At 74.3% G+C, this 22,670-nt stretch carries 19 protein-coding genes; 7 read left to right on the top strand and 12 right to left on the bottom strand.

What is annotated here, in order from left to right; genetic code table 11:
• Positions 1–53: 53 nt before the first annotated feature.
• The 4 genes from AB0R04_RS27420 to AB0R04_RS27435 all read right to left on the bottom strand — a co-directional run bounded on the left by AB0R04_RS27420 (position 54) and on the right by AB0R04_RS27435 (position 4,353).
• Positions 54–950 carry a carbohydrate ABC transporter permease gene (locus AB0R04_RS27420; RefSeq protein WP_208869026.1) on the bottom strand — a complete coding sequence of 299 codons (897 nt, stop codon included), beginning with the start codon at positions 948–950 and terminating at the stop codon, positions 54–56.
• A complete protein-coding gene (locus AB0R04_RS27425) occupies positions 937–2,013 on the bottom strand; it encodes a sugar ABC transporter permease (RefSeq protein ID WP_363375812.1) in 1,077 nt (358 codons plus the stop codon). Before AB0R04_RS27425 ends, AB0R04_RS27420 begins: the two co-directional genes overlap by 14 nt.
• Positions 2,003–3,256, bottom strand: coding sequence for an extracellular solute-binding protein (locus tag AB0R04_RS27430; RefSeq protein WP_363375814.1), 1,254 nt, complete (start codon positions 3,254–3,256; stop codon positions 2,003–2,005). The genes AB0R04_RS27425 and AB0R04_RS27430 overlap by 11 nt, the downstream gene beginning before the upstream one ends.
• Positions 3,257–3,318: 62 nt before the next feature.
• Positions 3,319–4,353, bottom strand: coding sequence for a LacI family DNA-binding transcriptional regulator (locus AB0R04_RS27435; RefSeq protein WP_363375817.1), 1,035 nt, complete (start codon positions 4,351–4,353; stop codon positions 3,319–3,321).
• Positions 4,354–4,519: 166 nt separating this feature from the next.
• Here AB0R04_RS27435 and AB0R04_RS27440 point away from each other — a divergent pair, with 166 nt between their 5' ends.
• A complete protein-coding gene (locus tag AB0R04_RS27440; RefSeq protein WP_363375818.1) occupies positions 4,520–6,577 on the top strand; it encodes a glycogen debranching N-terminal domain-containing protein in 2,058 nt (685 codons plus the stop codon).
• A 90-nt stretch (positions 6,578–6,667) separates the two neighbouring features.
• Here AB0R04_RS27440 and AB0R04_RS27445 read toward each other — a convergent pair whose 3' ends face one another.
• Positions 6,668–8,227, bottom strand: a complete 1,560-nt coding sequence (locus AB0R04_RS27445; RefSeq protein ID WP_363375821.1) for a metallophosphoesterase family protein — start codon at positions 8,225–8,227, stop codon at positions 6,668–6,670.
• Between the two features lie 224 nt (positions 8,228–8,451).
• Between AB0R04_RS27445 and AB0R04_RS27450 the strand changes: the two genes are divergently transcribed.
• The gene (locus tag AB0R04_RS27450) at positions 8,452–9,624 is read left to right on the top strand and encodes an MFS transporter (RefSeq protein ID WP_063345903.1); all 1,173 of its coding nucleotides are present in this window, start codon (positions 8,452–8,454) and stop codon (positions 9,622–9,624) included.
• Here the strand turns inward: AB0R04_RS27450 and AB0R04_RS27455 are convergent.
• The 4 genes from AB0R04_RS27455 to AB0R04_RS27470 all read right to left on the bottom strand — a co-directional run bounded on the left by AB0R04_RS27455 (position 9,591) and on the right by AB0R04_RS27470 (position 14,054).
• Positions 9,591–11,654, bottom strand: a complete 2,064-nt coding sequence (locus tag AB0R04_RS27455; protein WP_363375824.1) for a heavy metal translocating P-type ATPase — start codon at positions 11,652–11,654, stop codon at positions 9,591–9,593. The two genes, AB0R04_RS27450 and AB0R04_RS27455, sit on opposite strands and share 34 nt — an antisense overlap.
• Positions 11,655–11,790: 136 nt before the next feature.
• Positions 11,791–13,152, bottom strand: coding sequence for an MFS transporter (locus tag AB0R04_RS27460; protein WP_363375826.1), 1,362 nt, complete (start codon positions 13,150–13,152; stop codon positions 11,791–11,793).
• Between the two features lie 167 nt (positions 13,153–13,319).
• On the bottom strand, positions 13,320–13,682 hold the full coding sequence (locus AB0R04_RS27465) for a metalloregulator ArsR/SmtB family transcription factor (RefSeq protein WP_363375829.1): 363 nt from the start codon (positions 13,680–13,682) through the stop codon (positions 13,320–13,322).
• 90 nt (positions 13,683–13,772) lie between these two features.
• On the bottom strand, positions 13,773–14,054 hold the full coding sequence (locus AB0R04_RS27470; protein ID WP_363375831.1) for a hypothetical protein: 282 nt from the start codon (positions 14,052–14,054) through the stop codon (positions 13,773–13,775).
• Positions 14,055–14,530: 476 nt separating this feature from the next.
• Here AB0R04_RS27470 and AB0R04_RS27475 point away from each other — a divergent pair, with 476 nt between their 5' ends.
• Positions 14,531–15,148, top strand: a complete 618-nt coding sequence (locus tag AB0R04_RS27475) for a TetR/AcrR family transcriptional regulator C-terminal ligand-binding domain-containing protein (RefSeq protein WP_363375833.1) — start codon at positions 14,531–14,533, stop codon at positions 15,146–15,148.
• A 74-nt stretch (positions 15,149–15,222) separates the two neighbouring features.
• Here AB0R04_RS27475 and AB0R04_RS27480 read toward each other — a convergent pair whose 3' ends face one another.
• Entirely contained in the window at positions 15,223–16,035 is an 813-nt protein-coding gene (locus AB0R04_RS27480) for a slipin family protein (protein ID WP_363375836.1), read from the bottom strand.
• Positions 16,036–16,270: 235 nt separating this feature from the next.
• Positions 16,271–17,131, bottom strand: a complete 861-nt coding sequence (locus AB0R04_RS27485; RefSeq protein WP_363375838.1) for an NAD(P)H-binding protein — start codon at positions 17,129–17,131, stop codon at positions 16,271–16,273.
• A gap of 284 nt (positions 17,132–17,415) precedes the next feature.
• On the opposite strand from AB0R04_RS27485, the gene AB0R04_RS27490 reads away from it, so the two are divergent.
• The 3 genes from AB0R04_RS27490 (at position 17,416) to lanL (ending at position 21,050) form a co-directional block, all read left to right on the top strand.
• Positions 17,416–18,078 (top strand): pyridoxamine 5'-phosphate oxidase family protein, encoded by a 663-nt coding sequence (locus tag AB0R04_RS27490; protein ID WP_363375841.1) that lies wholly within the window; start codon positions 17,416–17,418, stop codon positions 18,076–18,078.
• Between the two features lie 223 nt (positions 18,079–18,301).
• A complete protein-coding gene (locus tag AB0R04_RS27495) occupies positions 18,302–18,469 on the top strand; it encodes an SflA family class IV lanthipeptide (protein WP_167745841.1) in 168 nt (55 codons plus the stop codon).
• Positions 18,470–18,506: 37 nt separating this feature from the next.
• Positions 18,507–21,050 carry a class IV lanthionine synthetase LanL gene (lanL, locus tag AB0R04_RS27500; protein WP_363375842.1) on the top strand — a complete coding sequence of 848 codons (2,544 nt, stop codon included), beginning with the start codon at positions 18,507–18,509 and terminating at the stop codon, positions 21,048–21,050.
• Between the two features lie 76 nt (positions 21,051–21,126).
• Here the strand turns inward: lanL and AB0R04_RS27505 are convergent, their stop codons facing one another.
• The gene (locus AB0R04_RS27505) at positions 21,127–21,969 is read right to left on the bottom strand and encodes an alpha/beta hydrolase (RefSeq protein ID WP_363375845.1); all 843 of its coding nucleotides are present in this window, start codon (positions 21,967–21,969) and stop codon (positions 21,127–21,129) included.
• Between the two features lie 93 nt (positions 21,970–22,062).
• On the opposite strand from AB0R04_RS27505, the gene AB0R04_RS27510 reads away from it, so the two are divergent.
• Positions 22,063–22,670: helix-turn-helix domain-containing protein (locus AB0R04_RS27510; protein WP_363375846.1), on the top strand; the 608-nt coding region annotated here is incomplete at its 3' end.

Consider the following 22,670-nt stretch of genomic DNA (forward strand, 5'->3'; position numbering starts at 1 on the left):
ACAGGAAGGTTCGGCAGAGGGGGGTGTACAGGCAGGGCAGGGCCGGGCCGGGCTCACTCCTTGAGCGAGCCCGAGTTGGCGCCGCGCACGAAGTGGCGCTGGAAGCAGAAGAACAGGATCGCCACCGGGAGGGTGGAGACCAGCGCCGCCGCCAGCTTGAGCGGGTACTGCGTCCCGGAGCCGAGGCCGCCGGAGACGAAGTGCGCCAGACCGGTGGTGAGGGTGTCGTGTTCGCTGGACTGGGTGGAGACCAGGAAGTGCGTGAACTCGTTCCAGGAGCCCTGGAAGGAGAGCACGGTGAGCGTGATCAGCGAGGGCCGGGACATCGGCAGGACGACGGACCAGAAGATCCGGAACGTCCCGGCGCCGTCGATCCGCGCCGCCTCCTCGATCTCGCGCGGCACCGACTCGAAGAACTGCTTCATGATGAAGATCCCGGCGGCGTCGACCAGCAGCGGCAGGATCATGCCGCTGTAGCTGTCGAACATGCCGAAGCTCTTCAGCACCAGGAACTTCGGGATCAGCAGCACCACGCCCGGCACCGCCATCACGGCCAGCACGAAGGCGAACAGCAGCCGGCGGCCCGGGAACCTGATCCGGGCCAGCGCGTAGCCCGCCATCGAGTCGAACAGCACCCGGCCGGCCGTCACCAGGACGGTCACCACCACGCTGTTGCCCAGCCAGCGCAGGAACGGGATGTTCTCGACGCCCTCCGCCAGGCCGAACAGCCGCCGGTAGGAGGCCAGGGTGCCGCCGTCGGGCAGCACCGACATCGGGTGGGCGGCCGCGTCCGGGTCGGTCTTGAAGCTGTTCACCAGCTGGAGCAGGAACGGCAGCAGGTAGAGCAGCGCGAAGCCGAGCAGGACGGCGTACCCGAGGATCCGCAGCGGCCGGGGGAAGCGGCCGAGAATCGGCTTGTCCACGGCGGGCTTGCGGTCAGCGTGCGGCACGGCGGGCTCCCTTCGGGCTGCGGCGGGGCTTGCCGTCCCGCTCCCGCAGGACCCACCGCTGGACGGCGGTGAGCAGCAGGATCAGGCCGAGCAGGACGAACGCGATGGCGGCGCCCTGCCCGAAGTCGGCGTTGTCGAAGCCGGCCGAGTAGGACAGGTAGGCGGGCGTGAGGGTGGTGTTGCCGGGCGCGCCCTTGCCCATCACGTACACCTGGTCGAAGACCTGCCAGGTGGAGATCAGGCCGAGGGTCAGCACCAGGAACAGGACGGGCCGCAGCGCGGGCAGGGTGACGTGGCGCAGCAGCTGGCGGCGGTTGACGCCGTCGAGCGCGGCGGCCTCCTCCAGTTCGCGCGGGATGTCCTGGAGGGCGGCGAGGAAGATCAGCATGAAGGTGCCGGAGGTGGTCCACACCGCCATCAGGATCAGCGTGCACATCGCGACCGAGGGCCCGGCGAACCACTCCGACCAGGACAGCCCGAGCGGGCCGCCGGTGCCCGGGGCGGGCTGGTCCAGGCCGAACCAGCCGAGCACCAGCCAGATCACCCCGCGCGGGTCGGCGAACCAGTTCGGCCCCTTGACCCCGAGCCAGTCCAGCATCCGGTTGACGGCGCCGCTGCCCTGGAAGAGGAACAGGAAGACCGTCGAGATCGCGATCGAGCTGGTGACGGACGGGAAGTAGAACACCGTGCGCAGGGCGCCCCGGCCGCGCAGCATCCGCTGGTTGACCAGGATGGCGAGCAGCAGCGCCAGCACCGTCTGCAGCGGCACCGTCAGCAGGACGTAGTACAGCGTGTTGCGCATCGAGGTGGCGAACAGCGTGCGGTCCAGGCCGTCCTCGGCGAACAGCCGGCGGTAGTTGTCCAGGCCGATGAAGTCCGCGCTGCCGCTGAACGGGTTGGACTGGCCGTCCCAGTGCAGCAGGCTGACCCACAGGGCCATCCCGATCGGCAGGACCATGAAGAGGCCGAGGACCAGGACCATGGGGCCGGCGAACAGCCAGCCCCATGCTCCCTCGCGCAGGCCGCGCCGGCGTATCGTGCCGGTGGAGCTGTTACTTGGCATTCTTGATGGCCTGCTCGCCGTTGCGCTGGAGGGTGGCCAGGATGGCCGCCGGGTCGCCCGTCTTCAGCGACTGGAGGTCGGTGTTGAACTGGGTGAGCACCTTGGTGAACCCGGCGATGGTGACCGGCGCCTGGGCGTTGGCGACGCCGTCGACCCAAGCCTTGGACTCGGGGTACTTCTGGGCGTAGGCGCTCAGCGCGCTGGTGCGCGAGGGCATCACGCCGAAGGCCTGGGCGAACTCCAGCTGCTGGTCGGCGGAGGCGAGGTGCTTGACCAGGTCGACCCCGGCCGCCTGGTGCTGGCTCTTGGCGGCGATGCCCCAGCAGTTGCTGAAGGCGAGGGTGCCGGGGCCGGCCGGGCCGGCGGGCAGCGGGAGCACCTTGTACTGGACGTTCGGGTAGTCCTTGGCCATCGCGCCCTTGAGCCAGTTGCCCTCGATGGTCATCGCGGCCTTGCCCTTGCCGAGCGCCTCGCCGCCCCAGCCGGCGTCCACCTCGGCGACGTACTTGGCCGAGCCGGCCTTCATCATCGACTGCACGTACTCCAGCGCCTGCTTGTTGGCCGGGTTGTCGGCGGTCATCGCGGTCTGCTCGGGGTTGGTGATCCAGCCGCCGGCCTCCTTCAGCAGGGCGCCGAGCCGCTGGTAGTCGGGGGCGGTCACCAGGCCGGTCACGCCGTCCTTGGTGAGCTTGGCGGCGTCGTCGGAGAGCTGCTGCCAGCTGGTCGGGTAGTCGGCCTCGGTCAGGCCGGCCTGCTGCCACAGCGTGGTGTTGATCGCCAGGCCCAGGGTGGAGGTGTCCTTGGGCAGACAGGTGAGCTTGCCGTCGTAGCTGAAGGCCTTGCGCAGCGGCTCGGAGAAGTCGGCGGCGTCCGGGATCTGGTCGCCGTAGGCGTACAGCGAGCCGCCCTTGGCGTAGTTCGCGAACTGGTCGGAGTTGACGTAGAAGAGGTCCGGCGGGTTGCCGCCGGCGAAGGCCTGGCCGAGCTGCTGGTTGATGTCGCTGGCGATCTGCACGGTGACGGTGTTGCCGGTCTTCTTGGCCCAGTCGGCCGTGGCGGCCTTGACCGCGGCCGTCTCGGCCTCGCCGGAGGTGGCGATCAGCACCGTCAGGCTCTGGTTGCCGCCGGAGGACTGCTTGGCCGGTGAGTCGCCGAAGCCGCCGGAGGAGGAGCAGCCGGTGACGGCGCCGAGGGTGACGGCCGCGCAGACGGCTGCCGCGGCGAGGGTGCGGGAGGTGGCCATGCGGGATCTCCTTGCGAGGGTGGGTGGGGGAGTGGGCGGAGATGGTTTCGGGGGAGTGGCGGTCAGACGCTTTCGCGCAGGACCAGCTCCGGTTCCAGGAGCACGTGTTCGGTCGGCCGCTGGTGGTCGCCGAGGCGTTCCAGCAGCAGCCGCATGCACTCGCGGCCGACCGCGTCGAGCGGTTGGGCGAGGCTGGACAGCGACGGGAACAGCAGGGGGGCGATCGGCGAGTCGTCGAAGCCGATGACGGCCGCGTCCGGGCCGGGGGTGCGGCCGTCGCGGCGCAGCGCCTGGTACCAGCCGAGCGCCAGGGTGTCGCTGGCGGTCACCACCGCGGTCGCGCCGGTCGCGAGCAGCCGTTCGGCGGCCTCGGTGGCGCTCGCCTGGTCGTTTGGGCTCTCGGCCCGGCGGCCCCGGGTGGGCAGGCCCAGTTCGCGCATCGCGCTCTGCCAGCCGCGGGCGCGGTCGTCGCCGACGCCGGAGCCCTTCGGCCAGCCGAGGAAGCCGATCTTGCGGTGGCCGAGCCCGGCCAGGTGCCGGACGGCGGCCGAAGTCCCGGCGGAGCCGTCGACGTCGACCCAGTCGCCGACGTCCCGGCCGGACCAGGTGCGGCCGAAGGCGACGTACGGGACGCCGCGTTCGTGCAGCCAGCCCTGGCGGCGGTCGCCGCGGTCGGTGCTGCTGAGGACGAAGCCGTCCGCGCCGTGCTCGTCGAGCAGTTGCTGGTAGCTGGTGAGTTCGTCGTCCCCGGGGGCGACGGCGAACAGCACCACGCGGTAGCCGGCCTGGTCGGCGGCCTCGGAGAGGGAGTGCAGGAACTGGTCCAGGACCGGGGTCGGGACGCCGGTGCTGCTGGAGCGGATGCCGTAGCCGATCAGCCGGCTGGCCCTGGTCTTGAGCGCCTGCGCGGCCCGGTGCGGGCGGTAGCCGAGCTCGTCGATCGCGCGCTGGACCCGCTCCAGCGTCTGCGGGCGCAGCAGCTCGGGCGAGTTGATCGCGTTGGACACCGTCTGACGGCCCACGCCGGCCCGGGCGGCGACCATTTCGAGGGTCGCGGCGGACCCTGTCCTGGGCCGGGGCGATGAGTGTGCATGCATGACGGCGATCCTAGGTTCTGTCTTCATTGACAAGATCTTGGAGCGTTCCAATACGGGGTTCCATCTTCCCCACCAGGGGGGTTAATGTCTTGGAACGCTCCAATGGCAGAAAGGTTGCGCCCGAGTGGAAGCAACTGTCAAGCCCCAAAACGAGGATGAAGAGACCATGTCAGCGATCGCCCTGCAGCCGTTCCTGCACGACGCCCAGCTCTCCGTGGCCGCCCCGAGCTTCTGTGCCTCGCGCCCGGACGGGCGGATCGGCGAAGGCGCGGACGGCTTCTACCACGGGGACCGCCGGATCCTCTCCCGCCTGGAGGCCGGCGTCGCCGCGGTCCCCAACACCCCCGTCGCCACCGCGCACGGCGAGGACGGGCGCACCACCTTCGTCACCGTGCTGCGCGGCATCGCCGAACTCACCCCCGACCCGGCCGTCACCCTGGAACGCCGCCGGGAGCTGCACCCCGGCCGCCTCGTCGAGCGCTACACCGTCCGCAACGCGGGCGACCTCACCGCCCGCCTGCGCCTGGACCTGCGCGCGGAGAGCGACTTCGCCGCGATGGACAGCGTCAAGGCCGGCCGCGCCACCCAGATCCGCACGCCCACCGCCGGCTCGAACGGCCTGCGCTGGAGCGAGGGCCCGCTCAGCGCCGCCCTCACCGTCGAGCCGGCGCCCGACCACCTCGCCGCCGACACCGGCACCCTGGGCTTCGACCTCGAACTCGCCCCCGGCCAGAGCTGGCAGGCCGTCCTGGAGTGCACCGCCGAGCACCGCGACGGCGACCTCTTCCCCGCCCCGGCCGCCGACGCCGCCCCGTGGCGCACCCCCGGGATCACCGGCCGCGACCACCACCTCGCGCACTGGATCACCCGCTCCCACCACGACCTGCGCGGCCTCCTGCTCACCGACCCGCTGCAGCCCGCCGACCACTTCCTCGGCGCCGGGGCCCCCTGGTTCCTCACCCTGTTCGGCCGCGACTCCCTCTGGGCGGCCCGGATGATGCTCCCGCTCGGCACCGAACTCGCCGCCGGCACGCTGCGCACCCTGGCCCGCCGCCAGGGCCGCGCCCTCGACCCGGCCACCGAGGAGCAGCCCGGCAAGATCCTCCACGAGGTCCGCCGCGACGAGCAGCACCTCGACAACGGCTCCCACCTGCCGCCCTGCTACTTCGGCACGGCCGACGCCACCCCGCTGTGGCTCACCCTCCTGCACGACGCCTGGCGCTGGGGCATGCCCGAGGACCAGGTCGAGGACCTGCTGCCGCACGCCGAGGCCGCCCTCGCCTGGCTGGCCGACCACGCCGACGCGGACGGCGACGGCTTCCTGGAGTACGTGGACAGCTCCGGCAAGGGGCTCTCCAACCAGGGCTGGAAGGACTCCTCCGACAGCATCCGCTTCCGCGACGGCCGGATCGCCGACGCCCCCATCGCGCTCAGTGAGGTCCAGGCCTACGCCTACGAGGCCGCCGTCGCCTCGGCCGACCTGCTGGAGGCCTTCGGCCGGCCCGGCGCCGACCGCTGGCGGCAGTGGGCGGAGGAGCTGCGGCTGCGCTTCCGCGACCGGTTCTGGACCGAGGACGCGCACGGCCCGTACCCGGTGGTCGCCCTCGACGGCGGCAAGCACCAGGTCGACTCGATCGCCTCCAACATGGGCCACCTGCTCGGCACCGGCCTGCTCGACCCGCAGGAGAGCGCCCTGGTCGCCGGCCGGCTCACCGCCCCCGGCATGGACAGCGGCTTCGGGCTGCGCACCCTGGACGCCGCCGCAGCCGGCTTCAACCCGCTCGGTTACCACACCGGTTCGGTCTGGCCGCACGACAGCGCCATCGCCGTCCACGGCCTCTCCCGCGCCGGGCTGCACGCCGCCGCCGCGCCGCTGGCCGCCGGCCTGGTCCGCGCGGCGGCCGCCTTCGACCACCGCCTGCCCGAACTCTTCGGCGGCCACCCGCGCGCCGAGTTCGCCCGCCCCGTCCCCTACCCGGCCTCCTGCCGCCCGCAGGCCTGGGCCGCCGCGGCCTCCGTCCAGGTGGTGCAGGCACTGCTCGGCCTGGAGGCCGACGCCCCCAACCGTCGGCTCCGGGTGCGCGCCCAACTCCCCGCCGGCTACGAGTCGCTGACGTTCACCGGCCTGACGGTGGCGGGCCTGCCGATCGAGGTGTCCACCGACCACACCGGGGCCGTCGACCTGCGCGCCCCGCAGGGCTTCACCGTCACCACGGAGCACTGACGCGCACCCCGCCGGCCCGGCGGCCGCGCCCGGCCCGGCCGGCGGGGAGCAGGCAGGCCGGGCGCGGGCCGTCCGGGCGCGGTTGTCGGGTCAGCCGCGTTGCACGGTGAACTGGTCCACGGCGGTGCCGTCCTCGGTGATCGAGCGCACCGCCATGCGGGCCGGCTTGCCGGCGGCGGCGGGCGTCACGTCGACCGCCACCAGGCAGTAACCGGTGTAACGGACCCTGGACCAGGTGACCTTGACGGTCTGGTTGTGGCCGGTCGGATCGGCGACCACCATCGGGACGGGGGAGTCGTTCTTCGTCTCGTGCCCGAGGTAGGTGTCGGCGACGGGGAAGGAGTAGACCCCGCCGCCACCGCCGCCCGCGACGACGTACGTGGTGCCGTCCTTCAGCGGATTGACGGTGTCTCCGGAGGCGACCTTGCGGGTGGGCTTGCCGGAGCGGATGGGGTCGGTCCGCTCGTAGACGTGGTTGTGGCCGCTGAGCACCAGGTCCACCTGGTACTTGTCGAACAGCGGGGCCCAGTCCTGCTGCGCGCCGAGTTCGGCCCCGTTGTCGTGGCAGGTGGAGTACGTGCACTGGTGCAGGTAGACGACGACGAAGTCGATGGTGGTGTCGGCGCGGAGCGCGGCGAGCCGGCTCTCCAGCCACTTCTTCTGCTTGCCCTTGGTGTAGTTCAGGTTGGCCGCGGTGTTGTAGCAGATGTCGTTGCCGTCGAGGCTGATCAGGCCGACGTTCTGGCAGCGCCAGGAGTAGATGCCGGTGGACTGGGCCCAGGCGTTGTCGGGCATCGTGAACCGGGCGCGGACGCCCCCGTAGCCGTCGGCGCCGTACCAGGCCTCCATCTCGTGGTTGCCGATCGCCATCATCCACGGGGTCCGGGAGGCGACGGGGTCGTTCTGCACGAAGAAGGAGTCCCACAGGCGGGCGTCGTAGGGGTCGCTGGTCTTGCCGCTGCCGCCGCTGTTGGCGTACGAGAGGTCGCCCATGTGGAGGTGGAAGGCGGGGTCGAGGCCGGCGATCAGGTTGGCGGTGGCGGCCGCGTTGTACCCGATGCCCTGGTCGCCGAAGGCCGTGAAGGTGAACCCGGCGCCGCGGCCGGGGGCGGGCGCGGTGCGGAAGCTCGCCACGTCGCCGAGCCGGGCGCGCTGCCCCGCGGGGTCGTAGCCCTGGTGGCCGACGACGTAGTAGTACGTGGTGTCCGGGATCAGCTGGTCGACCTGCGCGTGCAGGTAGTACTGGGTGACGGTGGTGGGCTTGACCAGGGGCTGGTCCTCGACCGGGTGCTGCCAGGACAGCTTGCTGACCAGGGTGCGGACCTCGGCGGCGATCGGGGAGCCGAAGTCGCCGGGCTGGAGGCCGATCCGGACGAAGGGGGCGGTCACCGCGCCCGGCACCTGCCAGGAGACGACGACCTGTTGGGAGGGGTCGGCCCCGAAGGCCAGGTGCCGGCCGAAGGGGCGCAGCGCGGACCCGGCGGTCTGGTCGCTGCGGGGCGAGGGGAGGGTCGGGGTGTCGAGGGCGGTCGGGCGGGGGGCGGCCTGGGCGGCGCCGGGCAGCAGGAGGCTGCCCGCGGCGAAGGCGGCACCGCCCGCCGCGCTCACTCGCAGGAGGTCGCGCCGGGAGTGCCGTGAGGTCTCGGACATGACATTAAGTTAGGAAACATCACTAACCTTTGACAAGGGGGCGGACGCGAACGGATTCTGCTTTATGGCAGGCCAGTTGACGGTGCATCGGATGCGGGGGCGCCTTCGGGTGGGCGATCCGCCCGTGGAGCCGATCGGCGTAACCGCGCCCGCGCGTCGCGGGCCCGGCATCGGCGGGCGCCTACCGTGGGCGAATGACCGATCATCAGACCGCGCGACCCGCGATGGGCCGGGCGGGCTACCTCGGGGCGGCCGCCGGCTTCGCCGTCTGCATGGCGGGCACCACCCTGCCCACCCCGCTGTACGGGCTGTACCAGGAGCAGATCGGCTTCTCCGAACTGATGGTGACGGTCGTCTTCGCCATCTACGCCTTCGGCGTCATCGGCGTCCTGCTGCTCGTCGGCAACGTCTCCGACTCCGTCGGACGCCGGCCCGTCCTGCTCTGCGGACTGGCACTCGCGGCGTGCAGCGCCCTCGCCTTCCTGGCCGAAGGCGGCCTCCCGCTGCTGGCCCTGGGCCGCCTGCTGTCCGGCCTGTCCGCGGGCCTGTTCACCGGCACCGCCACCGCGTACGTCCTGGAGCTCGCCCCACCCGGACACCAGGCCCGCGCGGGCTTCGTCGCGACCGCCGCCAACATCGGCGGCCTGGGCTGCGGACCGGTGTTGTCGGGACTGCTCGCCGAGTACACACGCCACCCCCTCACCCTGCCGTTCGCCGTGCACCTGGTGCTGCTCGCCGCCTCCTTCACCGTCACCTGGCTCCTGCCGGAGACCGTCACCGGCGCCCGCCCGCTGCGCACCGCCCGGCCGCGCCGGCCGTCCCTGCCGCCGGAGGTCCGCGGGGTGTTCGTCCCGGCCGGCCTCGCCGCGTTCGCGGGCTTCTCCCTGCTGGGCGTCTTCACCTCCGTCAGCCCGGCCTTCCTCGCCCAGCGGCTGGACGTCCACAGCCCGGCCGTCGTCGGCCTGATCGTCTGCACGGCCTTCTTCGCCTCCATCCTCGGCCAGCTCCTGGTGCCCCGGCTGGGCACCGCCCGGGCGATCCCGATCGGCTGCCTGGTGCTCATCGCCGGGCTGGCCCTGATGGCAGGCTCCCTCGCCTGGACGGCCCTGCCACTGCTGGTGCTCAGCGCCCTGGTGGGCGGCGCCGGCCAGGGCATGGGCCTGCGCGGAGCGGTCGGCGAGATCGCCGCCGCCGCGCCCGCCGAGCACCGCGGCGGCGCCCTGTCGGCGCTCTTCGTGGTCGCCTACTTCGGCATCTCGATCCCGGTGATCGGCATCGGCCTGCTCACCGCGCCGATCGGCCTGGCCCACGCCGGCCTGGTCTTCACCGCCTGCATGGCGCTGCTCGCCGCCGCCTCCGGCGCCTACCTGCTGCGCCGGGCCCGCGCCGGCTCCTGAACCGGCTTCTGAACCGGCTCTTGAACCGGCCGCGGCCCGGTGGCGCCCGCGCGCTTCCACGCGCTCTCGCGCAGCAGCCGCAGGCCGTTGAGGCCGACGATGACGGTCGAGCCCTCGTGGCCGAGGACACCGAGCGGCAGGGGCAGGGTGGCGACCAGGTCCCACACGACCAGGCCGGAGATGAACACCGAGGCGATCACCAGGTTCTGGACGACCAGCCGCCGGGCCGCCCGGGACAGCGCGATCACCGTGGGGACGGTCGCGAGTTCGTCGCGGACGACGACCGCGTCGGCGGTCTCCAGCGCCAGGTCGGAGCCGGCCCGGCCCATCGCGATGCCGGTGTGGGCGGCGGCGAGGGCGGGGGCGTCGTTGACGCCGTCGCCGATCACCAGCACCTTGCGCCCGGCCCGCTCCTGCTCCTGCACGGCGGCGACCTTGTCCTGGGGGAGCAGCCCGGCGCGGACGTCGGTGATGCCGACCTCGGTGGCGAGGCGGGCGGCGGCGCGCGGGTTGTCGCCGGTCACCAGCACCGGGGCGGCGCCGGTCAGGGCCGCCAGGGCGGTGACGGTGGCGGCGGCGTCGGGGCGCAGGCGGTCGGCGATGCCGAGCACGCCGACCGGGACGCCGTCGCGCTGGACCAGGACGGCGGTGCGCCCGTCGCGCTCCAGCTCCTCGGCGACGGCGGTGGCCTCCGCCTTGCCCTCCGCCTCGGTGGAGGGCGCGTCGGCGGCGCCGGCGAGGAGCCGGGCGGGGGCGCCGACCGCGATGACGGCACCGGAGACGGTGGCGGTCACCCCGATGCCGGGGGTGGAGGCGAAGCCCTCGGCGACCGGCAGGTCGAGGCCGCGCCGGCGGGCGGCGTCGACCACCGCGCGGGCCAGCGGGTGCTCGCTGGGGTGCTCGGCGGCGGCCGCCAGGGCCAGCAGTTCGTCCTCGTCCAGGCCGCTGCCGGCGAGGGGGAGCAGGTCGGTGATCCGGGGGGTGCCCTCGGTGAGGGTGCCGGTCTTGTCCAGCGCGACCGCGTCGACCTGCCCGAGCCGCTCCATCACGACGGCGGACTTCACCAGGACGCCGTGGCGGCCGGCGTTGGCGATCGCGGACAGCAGCGGCGGCATGGTGGCCAGCACCACCGCGCAGGGCGAGGCGACGATCATGAAGGTCATCGCCCGCAGCAGCGAGCCGGTCACGGCGGCGCCGAAGGCCAGCGGGACGAGGAAGACGGCGAGGGTCGCGAAGACCATGCCCAGGGAGTAGCGCTGCTCGACCCTCTCGATGAACAGCTGGGTGGGGGCCTTGGTCTCCGAGGCCTCCTCGACCATGGCGACGATCCGGGCGATCACCGAGTCGGAGGCGTCGCGCTCGACCTTCACCCGCAGGGCGCCGGTGCCGTTCAGGGTGCCGGCGAAGACCTCGTCGCCCTGCTGCTTGGCGGCCGGCAGCGGCTCACCGGTGATGGTGGCCTGGTCGATCTCGCTCGCGCCGTCCAGGACGCGGCCGTCGGCGCCGACGCGCTCGCCGGGGCGGATCAGGATGGTGTCGCCGACCACCAGGTCCTCGGTGGCGACGGTCTCCTCGCCGCCGTCGTCCAACAGGCGGGTGGCGGTGCTGGGGGCGAGGTCGAGCAGGCCGCGCACCGAGTCCTGGGTGCGGGCGGTGGCCAGCGCCTCCAGCGCGCCCGAGGTGGCGAAGATGACGATCAGCAGCGCGCCGTCCATCACCTGCCCGATCGAGGCCGCGCCGATCGCGGCGACGATCATCAGCAGGTCGACGTCGAGGGTCTTCTCGCGCAGCGCCTGAAGTCCGGCCCAGCCGGGCTCCCAGCCGCCGGTGGCGTAGGCGATCGCGTACAGCGACCCCCAGGCCCAGGCCGGGGCGCTGGCCAGCTGGAGCGGTAGGGCGGTCAGGAAGGCGACGGTCGCGGCGGCGGCCCAGCGGGCCTCGGCCAGCGCGAAGACGCGCGTACGGCGCTTGGGAGCGGCTCCGCCGCGCGGGGCTGCGGCGGCTGGGCGCTCGGTGAGGGTTGCGGACATGGCTGTGGTGTTCCTCCACGCGGACACGACGGGGCGACGCGTCGACCATACAGGAATACATGAACAGCTCTTCATTTATTCCCGCTGGATTGACCCTCCCGGGTGATGGAGTTGTCGCCCCGCCGGGCAGGACCGACTAGTTGGCCCGCGCGGCGAGGCCTTGCGGCCAGTGGCGGTGGTACCGGTCGATGACGTAGTCGTGGCCGTGGAGCCAGCCGTCCGCGGCCGGGTGGGCGTCGGTGAGGTGGGGGTGGCCCGGGGGCAGGTCGGCGTGGACGTGGTCGAGCCTGGCGGGGTCGAGGGTGGGCCAGATCGCGGTGGCGGCGGTGGCGGCGAGCAGGGCGATGGCGCCGAGGACGACGGCCGTCACCGGGAGGCCGGCGCCGGCGGCGAGCCAGCCGGCGAGGGGGTAGGTGAGCAGCCAGCAGCTGTGTGAGAGGGAGAACTGCGCGGCGAAGGCGGCCGGCAGGTCCGCGTCGGCGGCGGAGCGGCGGATCAGGCGCCCGCCCGGCGTGAGGACGGCGGAACAGGCGGCGCCGATCGCGGCCCAGGACGCCAGCAGCGCGCCCCAGGACCAGCCGCCCGGGGCCGCGGCGGTGACGGCGGCGACGGCGGCCAGGACGGCGGGGAGCGCGAAGGCGGCCGGGAGCATGACGGCGCGGTCGGAGAGCCGCCGCAGGAGCCGGGGCAGGAGCAGGGCGGTCAGCATGGAGCCGGCTCCGTAGGCGCCCAGGGCGAGCGAGACCGCGCCGGCCGGGCGGTGGAAGTGTTCGCGGACCGCGACGACCGTGTCGACGAAGACGATCGCCCCGGCGGCGGCGACCGCGAGGTCGAGCGCGAGCAGGGCCCGCAGGCGGGGGGTGGCCCAGAACAGGCGGGCGCCGAAGGCGGCCTTGGCGTAGACGCCGCCGGTCCGCTCGACGGGGGCGGGCTTGGGCAGGACGACGGAGACGACCAGGGTGGCGGAGGCGAGGAAGCCCGCGGTGGTGCCGGTGAACAGCCAGGTGTACGGGACCAGCGCGAGCAGGCCCGCGGCGAGCGCGGGACTGAACAGGGACTCCAGGTCGTAGGCGAGGCGGGACATCGACAGCGCCTGGGTGTAGTCCCGTTCGGCCGGCAGCACCTCGGGGATGGTGGCCTGGAAGGCCGGTGTGAAGGCGGCCGAGGCGGCCTGGAGCAGGAAGATCAGGACGTAGATCTGCCAGGCCTGGCTGACGAACGGCAGCGCGAGCGCGACGGCGGCGCGGGTGAGGTCCATCGCCACCAGCAGCGTTCGGCGCGGAATGCGGTCGGCGAGGGCGCCGACCGCCGGTGCGACGGCCACGTAGGCGACCATCTTGACGGCCAGCGCGGTGCCGAGGACGGCCGAGGCGTCGGCGCCGGCGATGTCGTAGGCGAGCAGGCTCAGCGCCACGGTGGCCAGGCCTGTGCCCACCAGGGCGATGACCTGGGCTGCGAACAGGTGGCGGTAGGTGCGGTTGCGCAGTGTGGACAGCATCGGCCCCGTCCCGGTCGGCGGCGTGGTGCGGCGGCACCATCGTATCCAACACGTGCATACGTGTGCACGTGTTAGTTGCGATGGCGCGGCCCTCGCTGCCGTTCCGGTCTGCGGGGGCGGGTCGGGTCGGGGCGGGTCGGGGCGAGTTGGGTCTGTCGTGCGGTGGGTCAGTCGTGCGGCGGCAGGGAGCCGATCTGGTGGTCGGCGACGTTCAGCGCCTCGTCGACCAGGCGCCGAAGGTGCCCGTGGCGCAGCGAGTAGACGACGCGGCGCCCGTCCCTGCGCGTGGTGACCAGGCCCGCGAGGCGGAGCTTCGCGAGGTGCTGGCTGACGGAGGTGCGCGGGGCCCCGCAGGCCTCGATGAGGGAGGTGACGTCGGCCTCGCCCGCGCCGAGCCGGTGCAGCAGCGCGAGCCGGGTGCGGTCCGCGAGCAGGGCGAGGACGGACGCGGCGACGTCCAGCCGCTCGCCGCTGTCCTGCTCCTGCTCCTGCGAGCCGTGTGCAGCTGCCAGGTCGGTGCTTGTGCTCATGTGCTCATCGTAGGTCGGCGTGAGCCCGATGCGTGCACGCGTGCGCACGTGATGGCCCCGCGCTGTCGGGGCCGCCGGGGCGGGCCCGGTTCAGCGGCCGGGGCCCCAGCGGGCTTCGAGCCGGCGGGTGCCGTCGGGGGTGGTGACGGCCCGCCAGCTGGCCCGCATCCGCACCGTGCGGCGGGCGGCGCCGGTGCCGCTGGAGGCGGTCGGGGCGCCCACGGCCTGGAGCACGGAGTTGTCCAGGGGGCTGTCGGCGAGCCTGCGCACGATCGCGGACAGGGTCGCGGCCACCGAGCCGCGCGCCGGCGCGGATGCGGGCCAGCTGGCGGGGAGGGGCTGGCGGCGGTGGAAGGCGCCGAGAACGGCCACGGGGACCTCACCTTCGTTGCGTATCGTCCGACACGGCGGATCGATCGGGTGTGGGCGGCTAAGGGTGCTCCGGAGGTCGGTGACGGGGCGCTGGGCCCGCGTCAGCCGGGCGGGGACGAGTCCGAGCCTAGGCCGCGGACCCTCGGGGGGCGGGCGATCCTGACGCCCCCTTGACTGTGCGGGCGCCGTCACTGACGGTGTCCTGACGGCGGCCCCGCGTATCGACGGTCTCCGGCCCGGACGCGATCGCGCTCCGGCGGGCGGTCGCGTCGCGCGGGAGAGGGGAGGGAGAACCATGGCAGGCCGGTCGGACGGCGCCGGCGCGGCCCGCGACGGCCGGGGGGCGAGCGATTGGGACGGGACGGGTTCGTTCACTAACATCGACAGTGGCCCTGGATATAGGGAACACATCCGTTCATTACGGACAGCCGGTGAACGGGCGTGTCGAGAGGTGGAACCGAAGAAGGTGCGCAGCCATGCCCGCTGAACCCGCAGTCGCGCGCGGACCGGCGACGGGCGCCCCGCTCCGGAGGCGCGGTGAGGCGCTGGAGAATGCCATCTTCGAGGCCGCCCTCCAGCAGCTCACCGCCGACGGCTACGCCCGGCTCACCATGGAGGGCGTCGCCGCCGCCGCGCAGACCGGCAAGGCCGCGCTCTACCGGCGCTGGCCCTCCAAGGAGGAACTGGTCAAGGACGCGCTGCGCGCCTGCCTGCCCCCGGTCGGCCCGCCGCCCGACACCGGTGGCCTGCGCGGGGACCTGGTGGAGGTGGTGACCAGGCTGCGCGCGGCGATGCTGAGCGAACCCGGGGCCGCCGTGCGGGCCATCATGGGCGAGCTGGACCAGCAGCGGGCCCACACCTTCCTGGCGATCGTGCTGGAGCGGGTGGTGGAGCCCACCGCCGCGCTGATCGCCGAGGTGCTCGCCCGCGGTGCCACCCGGGGCGAGGTCCGGCCCGGGTCCGTCACCCCGCTGGTCACCGACGTCGTCCCGGCGCTGATGCTGTACCGGGTCAAGATGTGCGGCGGCGCGCCGGCGCAGCTCGACCCGGCGGAGATCGTCGACGAGGTGCTGCTGCCGATCGTCCGCCCGTGAGGGGCGGTCAGGTCGATGGCCGACGGCCGGTCAGGGGCGGGCCCCGGACCGGCCGTGGTCGTGCGGGCGGGCCGTCAGCCCGCGTCGGACGGCGCCTGGGCCGGGACGGCGGGCGCCGGCGCGGAGCCCGCTTCGGCGGTCCGGGCGGCTGAGGCCTCGAAGAAGCGCAGCAGCTCCACCGGGAACGGCAGCACCAGCGTCGAGTTCTTCTCCGCCGCGACCTCGACCACCGTCTGCAGCAGCCGCAGCTGCATCGCCGCCGGGGTCTCGGACATCGTGACGGCGGCCTCGGCGAGCTTGGCGGCGGCCTGGAACTCGCCGTCCGCGGTGATGATCCGGGCCCGGCGCTCGCGGTCGGCCTCCGCCTGGCGGGCCATCGAGCGCTTCATCGAGTCGGGCAGGCTGACGTCCTTGATCTCCACCCGGTCGATGTGCACGCCCCACCCGGTGGCCGGGCTCTCCATCATGATCTCCAGCCCCTGGTGCAGGTTCTCCCGGCCGGAGAGCAGGTCGTCCAGCTCGCTCTTGCCGATGATCGAGCGCAGCGAGGTCTGGGCGACCTGGAGCATCGCGAAGGAGTAGTTCTGGACGTCCACCGTGGCCTTGATCGGTTCGACGACGCGGAAGTACAGCACGGCGTCGACGCTGACGGAGACGTTGTCCTTGGTGATGCCCTCCTGGGCGGGCACCGGCATGGTGACGACCTGGACGTTGACCTTGCGCATCCGGTCGACCACCGGCACCAGCAGGGTGAGGCCCGGCTGGCGGACCTGCTCGCGCACCCGGCCGAGCCGGAACACCACGCCGCGCTCGTACTGCTGCACCACCCGCACGCCGGTGATCAGCCAGAACAGCGCCAGCACGACGACGAGAACGACAATTGCCACGTTCGTCCGACCTTCCCCGTAGCGGCGCAGCCCGGGCCGGGTCCTGAGCGGGCCCTGTCGCGCGGGTGCGAGCCGCGCAGGACAGTATGCGCCCCGGCCGCGGGGATCGACAGCCGCGTGCGCCGGGGATCCTGACGGGCCGTCCGCTCCGCCGGTCAAGGCGCGACCGCGCCACCCCGGCGGCGGCGGGCTGACGCCCGTGGCGGGCACCACGGGCGTCCTGGAACCCTCTTGCCTAGCCGGCGAAGGCGGCCGCGTGCTCGGCGGCGAACTCGGCGAAGGAGCGCGCCGGGCGGCCGGTGAGCTTCTCCACGTCGGGGCTGACGGCGGCGGCGTACCCGGCCGCGTACAGCCCGTACAGCTCGACCATGCCCTCGGCGCGCCACTGGTCCCAGCCCGCGTCGAGCATTCCGGCCAGGGCCGCCTCGGGCGCCAGCGCGGTGTACGCCACCGGGCGGCCCGCGACCGCGGCGAGCCGCTCGGCCAAGGCGTCGTGCGACAGCGCCTCCGGGCCGGTCAGGGTGTAGACCGCGCCCTCGTGGCCCTCGGTCGCCAGCACCTCGACGGCGGCCGCCGCCACGTCCCGGGCGTCCACGTACGACACCGCGCCCTCGCCGCCCGGCGCCGCGAGGGTGCCGGCCCGGACGCCCGCGGCCATGCCCAGGACGTTCTGGTGGAAGCCGTTCGGCGCCACGACCGTCCACGGCAGCCCGGAGGCCCGCAGGTGGTCCAGGCCGCTGACGTGCGCGCCCACGAAGCGGACGCCCTCCGGCCGCTGCTCGACGCCCGCCGCCGCGTGCAGCACGATCCGGGGCCGCCGGCCGGTGCGCACGGCCGCGTCGATCACGTTCCGCTCGTGGGCGGCCATCTCGGGGTGGACGGCCACCAGGAGATAGACGGCGTCGGCCCCGGCCAGGGCCGCGTCCAGCGAAGCCGGATCCGAGAAGTCGGCGGCCACCCGCTCGACCGCGTCGTCCCACTCCGCCGGGCCCGGCGAACCGGCGCGCACCAGCGCCCGCACCGCCTCGCCGCGCTCGCGCAGCCCCACGACCACCTTCGACCCGACCGTACCGGTGGCACCCGTCACAACGATCACGGATGGCACTCCTCCCCGTAGCTGACACCGACCTGATTCGACGTCAGCGCGATGATCGCAGGCGGGGCGGAGCCGATCAAGGTCGGGCCCGCAGGGTGCGGGCCGGTCGAGTGGGCCGGCCACCGGTCCGCCCCGCGCCGACACGCACGGCGCCCCGCCGTTCCTCGACTTGGCGCACGCCGGGCGCTTGGATGGATCCGGCCTGGTCACCGCCCGGACACGACCCGGGACACGACGCCGGGCGCGACCCCGGGCACCCGCCGGCAAGCCGAGGAGCCACCACCGTGAACGACACCCCTGACGCCGTCGACCGGGCCGAACCCGCCGCCGTGGCCGGCCGGATCGCCGAGCGGCGCGAACAACTCGGCCTCAGCGAGGACGACCTCGCCCACCAGGCGGCCATGGCCCCCCGCTACCTGCACTACCTGCTCGAAGCCGGACCGGCCTTCGACCCCGGCGGCTTCGTCCGGATCGCCGCCGCACTCGGCCTCAGCCGCGGCGAACTGCTCGAAGGCCGCGCCGACGCCCCGCCCGGCCAGGGCGGCCCCGGCCCGCACCCGCGGCTGCTCGGCCTCACCGAACCCGAGTGCTGGGAGCTGATCGGCACCCACGGCGTCGGCCGCATCGCCCTGCCGCTCCAGCCGGGCCCGGTCGTCGTCCCCGTCAACTACGTCGTCGACGACCGCACCATCGCCTACCGCACCACCGAGCGCGGCGCCCCGGCCGAGGGCACCGCGCTCTCCTTCCAGATCGACCACATCGACGAGTACCTCGGCCGGGGCTGGAGCGTCCTCCTCCTCGGCACCGCCCACCACGTGCACGACCCCGCCGCCCTGCACCACCTGGTCGGCCTCCCCGGCGCCATCCCCTGGGCCGGCGGCGGCCGGACCTGCTGGATCCGGATCAGCCCGGACGAGATCACCGGCCGCCGCCTGGTGAGTGACTGAACGATCCGTTCCGGTCGCCGGGAATCGCGGTGCTGAGCGGCCGAGTTGGCGTTGTCGTACCCCTGTCGCGGACCGGCCGGCGTGGCTAGCATGAGGCGCCAACCGCAAGGAACACCGGCCCAGGCCCCCTCTTGCGGGTCACGTCGGATCAGCGTGCCCAGGTGTCCCGCGCGCCCGGCGTGATCCGCAAGAGCAGGTCCAACCCCCAAGGGAGGAACCACCCATGAGCGCAGTGGTGACCGAGATCCGCGACGCAGGCCTGCTGGACATCGACGAGGACGCCATCGTCTTCGAGGACGAGCACGACGCGGACCTCGCCCCGGTCGCGTGTCTCGCCGACCCGTGGGTCACCTACGTTCCGACGCGCTTCGACTGCGCCGTGGACTGCTGACCCGTACCGAGGAAGCGGACCGGGGGAGGGCGGAGCGATGACCACACCACCCGACCCCGGCTCCGCCGAGGCACTGCGGCGCCGGGTCGCCGACCTGGCGGCCGCCGCGCCCGGCCCGCGCCGCCCGCTGCACACCGACGGGCACTGGTGGTACCTCCAGGACCCGCGGATGCCGGCGCGCGCCCACGGCTGGAAGCTCCACCTGTCCGCCCGGCAGGGCCAACTCCCGCAGCTGCTGGACGCGGTGGTCCCGATCCTGCTGCGCCGCACCTGCGACGCGAAGTTCGCGGCGGGCGCGGCCGTGCTGCGGGAGCTCAACAGCGGGCTGCGCGGCCCCGCGGCCGTGGGCAAGGCCGTCACGGTCTACCCGGACGAGGCGGACCTCGTCGCGCTGGGAACGGAGTTGGCCCGGGCGCTGGCCGGCTGGGCCGGACCCCGGGTGGTGAGCGACCGCCGGCTCCGGCCGGACGCGCCGGTCTACTACCGCTACGGACTGTTCCGGGTCACGGACGACGGCGCCGACTACGGCATGACCGGCCCGGACGGGGCGGTCTTCCCCGGCCTGGCCGAAGCCCGCTACCGCCAACCGCCCTGGGCGAGCGACCCGTTCACGCCCGTCGCGGCCGCCGCCCGGCCGCCGACCACCCGGGTCGGCGAGGGCCGTTACCGGATCACCGCCGGGATCACCCGCTCGCCGAACGGCCACGTCTACCGCGCGGTCGAACTCGCCACCGGGCGCGAGGTGGTGGTCAAACAGGCCCGCGCCCACGTCGGCGAGGACGGCGCGGGCACCGACGCGCGCGGCCGGCTCCGGCACGAACGCCGGGTGCTCACCGCCCTGGCCGGGGTGCCCGGGGTGCCGCCGCTGGTCGACTACTTCCGGCACGGCGCCGACGAGTACCTGGTCAGCGGCGCGTGCGGGCCGCGCGACCTGCGGCGCGACGTCCTCGCCGCGGGCCCGTACGACCTGCGGCCGGGCACCGGCGGGCGCGACTGGTGGCGCCTGGCGCGCGGACTGCTGCGGATCCTGGACGCGGTGCACGCGCGCGGCGTGGTGGTCTGCGACCTGAAACCCGCGAACGTGGTGCTCGACGCCGCCGGCCGCTGCTCGCTGGTCGACTTCGGCGTCAGCGCCCTCGACGGCGCCCGCCCGCCCGGGGCCACGGCGGGCTACGGGCTGCCCGGCGCCACCGGGACCGACCCCACCGAGGACTACTACGCGCTGGGCACCACGCTCCACCACGCCCTCACCGGCCTCGACCCGGTGGTGATCGACCCCGAGCCGGCGACCAACCGCGACCGCACCCTGGCCTGCCTGCGCGCGGCCCTCCCCGGGCCTTCGGACCCAGCGGATTCCGCGGTGGCCCTGGTCGCGGGCCTGGTGAGCCCGGACCGGGACCGGCGCGCGGCCGCCGCCGCCGGCCTGCGGGACGGGAGGCCGCCCGGCCACCCCCCGGCCCGGCGCTCGGCCGGGCCGCGCCGGGCCCCGCTCGACGAGGCCGTCGACCACACCGTCGGCACCTGCGTGCGGATGGCCCGCGAGCTGGTCGCCACCGACCCGCGCGCCGGCGAACCCCGCACCCTGCTGTCGCTCTACGACGGCGCCGCCGGCCTCGGCCTCGAACTGCTGGAGCACGCGGACCGCCCCGACGCCCGGGCCGCCGCCACCGCCCTGGCCGACTGGACGGCCGCCCACCCGGCGCTCGACCGCCTCGACGGCTCGCTCTACCAGGGCCGGGCGGGCGCCGACCTGTTCCTCGCCCTGGCCGCCGACACCCTCGGCACGGCGCCGCCCGGTACGAACTCCCCGTACCTCCGCCACCACGAGCCCGTCGGAACCGACCAGATCGCCGGCGCGGCCGGGCTCGGCACCGCCCACCTGCTGCTCGCCGCCCTCGGCCGGGACACCGACCGGCACCTCGCGGCGGCCGCCGGGTACGCCACGGCACTGACCGCCCGCCCCCTCGACGACCCCGGGGAGGAACCCAACCCCGGCACCGCCGCCCTCGCCGAGGGCTTCGCGCACGGCCGCGCGGGCATCGCCCACTTCCTGCTCGCCCGGCCGGACGAGGCCTCCCGCCGGACCGCCCGCCGCATCGTCGACGGACTCGCCGCCGACCTCCCCCGCCTCAATGCGGCCGCCCTGCGGCCCGGGGCGACCCGCCGCTACCTCTCCTGGTGCCGGGGCCTGGCCGGCCTCGGCACGGTCCTCGTCCAGGCCGGGATCCAGTACGGCGACGACGCCCTCCTCGCCCTGGCCGCCGACGCGGCCGACACCTGCCGGACGCTCGCCCCGCGCACCGCCCTGGTGGTCCGCTGCTGCGGCCTGGCCGGAGTCGGCGACCTCCTCGTGGACCTCGCCACGGCCACCGGCGAACCCCGCCACTGGCACGCGGCGGAGCAACTGGCAGCCCTGCTCCTCACCCGGGCCGGCGGGCCGGCGGGCCGCCCGGTCTTCCCCGGCGGCGACCCGACCGCCGAGTCCCGCGCCTGGGCGGTCGGGACGCCCGGAGTGCTGACCTTCCTGCGCCGGCTGTCCCGTCGCGGCGGCCCGGTGCCCGGACTGCTGCCGTCGGCCTGAACCGGTGAAGGTCGGCGATCGGGTCGGACGGGCGGACGTTCTGCGGCCGGTCGACCGACGCCCGGTGGCCCACCACTCAGCTGCGGTCGAGGAGTTCGCGGATCCGGGCGGCGACCACGTCGGGCCGCTCGCCCTGGATGAAGTGGCCGGCGTCGACGGTCTCGTAGCGGCCGTCGGGGAGGGTTTCGGTCCAGCGGCGCTGGTGTTCCTGGAGGGCGGGGTGGGTGCGTTCGCCGCCTCGGCGGGGGCGGTCGGCGGACAGTAGGACGGTCGGGCAGCCGGGGGGTGCCGGGGGTTCGGCGCGCAGCCGGGGGACGGCGGCCGCGACGGCGCGGAACTCGCGGCGGGTCTGGGCGAGGCCGGCCGGGACGAAGTCCTCGGCGAGCATGGTCTCGTAGGTGTCGGTGGGGAAGACCCGGCGGGCGGTGCCGCTGAGCAGACGGGCCACCAGGCGGCTGCGGACCAGGGGTTGGGCGATGGCGAGCGTGCGGTCGACGCGGCGGGCGATCTGGGCGATGGCGTCGAAGGCGGGCGCGGTCTCCGGTGTGGTGTCGACCATCAGGATGCCGCGCAGCCGGGGCGCGAGGCGCTGGTACGCGAGGCGGGCGACCAGGCCGCCCATGCTGTGGGCGACCAGGACGAACCGGTCGGGGGCGACGGCCTCGGCGAGGGCGACCAGGTCGGCCGCCAGGTCGTCGAGGTCGAGCGGGGCGTCGGTGCGGGCGCTGCGGCCGAAGCCGGCCCGGTCGTAGGCGACCAGCCGGGCACGGTCCGCGAGCAGCGGCAGGACCGGGTCCCAGGAGACGCGGCCGAGCCCCTGGCCCGACTCGAAGAGCACGACGTCGGTGCCGTGGCCGGACTCCTCGACGTGGATCGATCGCCCGTTGACGGTGATGGCCCGCCCGTTCGCCTGGCGCATGGTGCTTCCCCCCTGGGAACCGGCATCCGGGTCGTCTCCCGGACGCACTGTTTTCATCTTTGATAATGATAGCGACTGTGAAATCGTTGGGCAATGGACCTCGAAGCGGTAGACCTCCTCCTCCACCCGGTGCGCCTGCGTGTGGTGCACGCCCTCGCCGGCGGGCAGGTGCTCACCACCTCGCAGCTGTGCGAGCGGCTGTCCGGCGTGTCGAAGGTGACGGTGTACCGGCACGTCGCGCTGCTTGCGGAGGCCGGCTTCCTGGAGGTCGCCGAGGAGCGCCGGGTGCGCGGCGCCGTCGAGCGGCACTACCGGCTGCGCGAGGACCGCCCGGTCGTGGACGACGCCGCGGCCGCCGCGATGACGCGGGAGGACCACCGCCGGGGCTTCGCCGCCGCGATGGCCGTCCTGATCGCCGAGTTCAACGCCTACCTCGACCGCGAGGACGCCGACCCGGCCGCCCAGGGGGTGGCCTACCGGCAGGGTACGTTCTGGCTCGACCCGGCGGAACTCGCGGAGCTCAGCGGCGAGTTGCGGGCCGTCCTGGCGCCTCGGCTGGCGAACGGGCCGGCGCCGGGCCGGGAGCCGTACCTGCTCAGGGATGGCCAACCTCGTCCCCGGCGTCGACGGCGGGCGGCAGAACGTGTTCCGCCGCGACCTCGCCACCGGAGCCGTCGAACTCGCCGGCGCGGCCGAGGACG

Origin of the sequence: Kitasatospora sp. NPDC056731 (genome assembly GCF_040687675.1) — a bacterium.
Taxonomy (GTDB): Bacteria; Actinomycetota; Actinomycetes; order Streptomycetales; family Streptomycetaceae; genus Kitasatospora.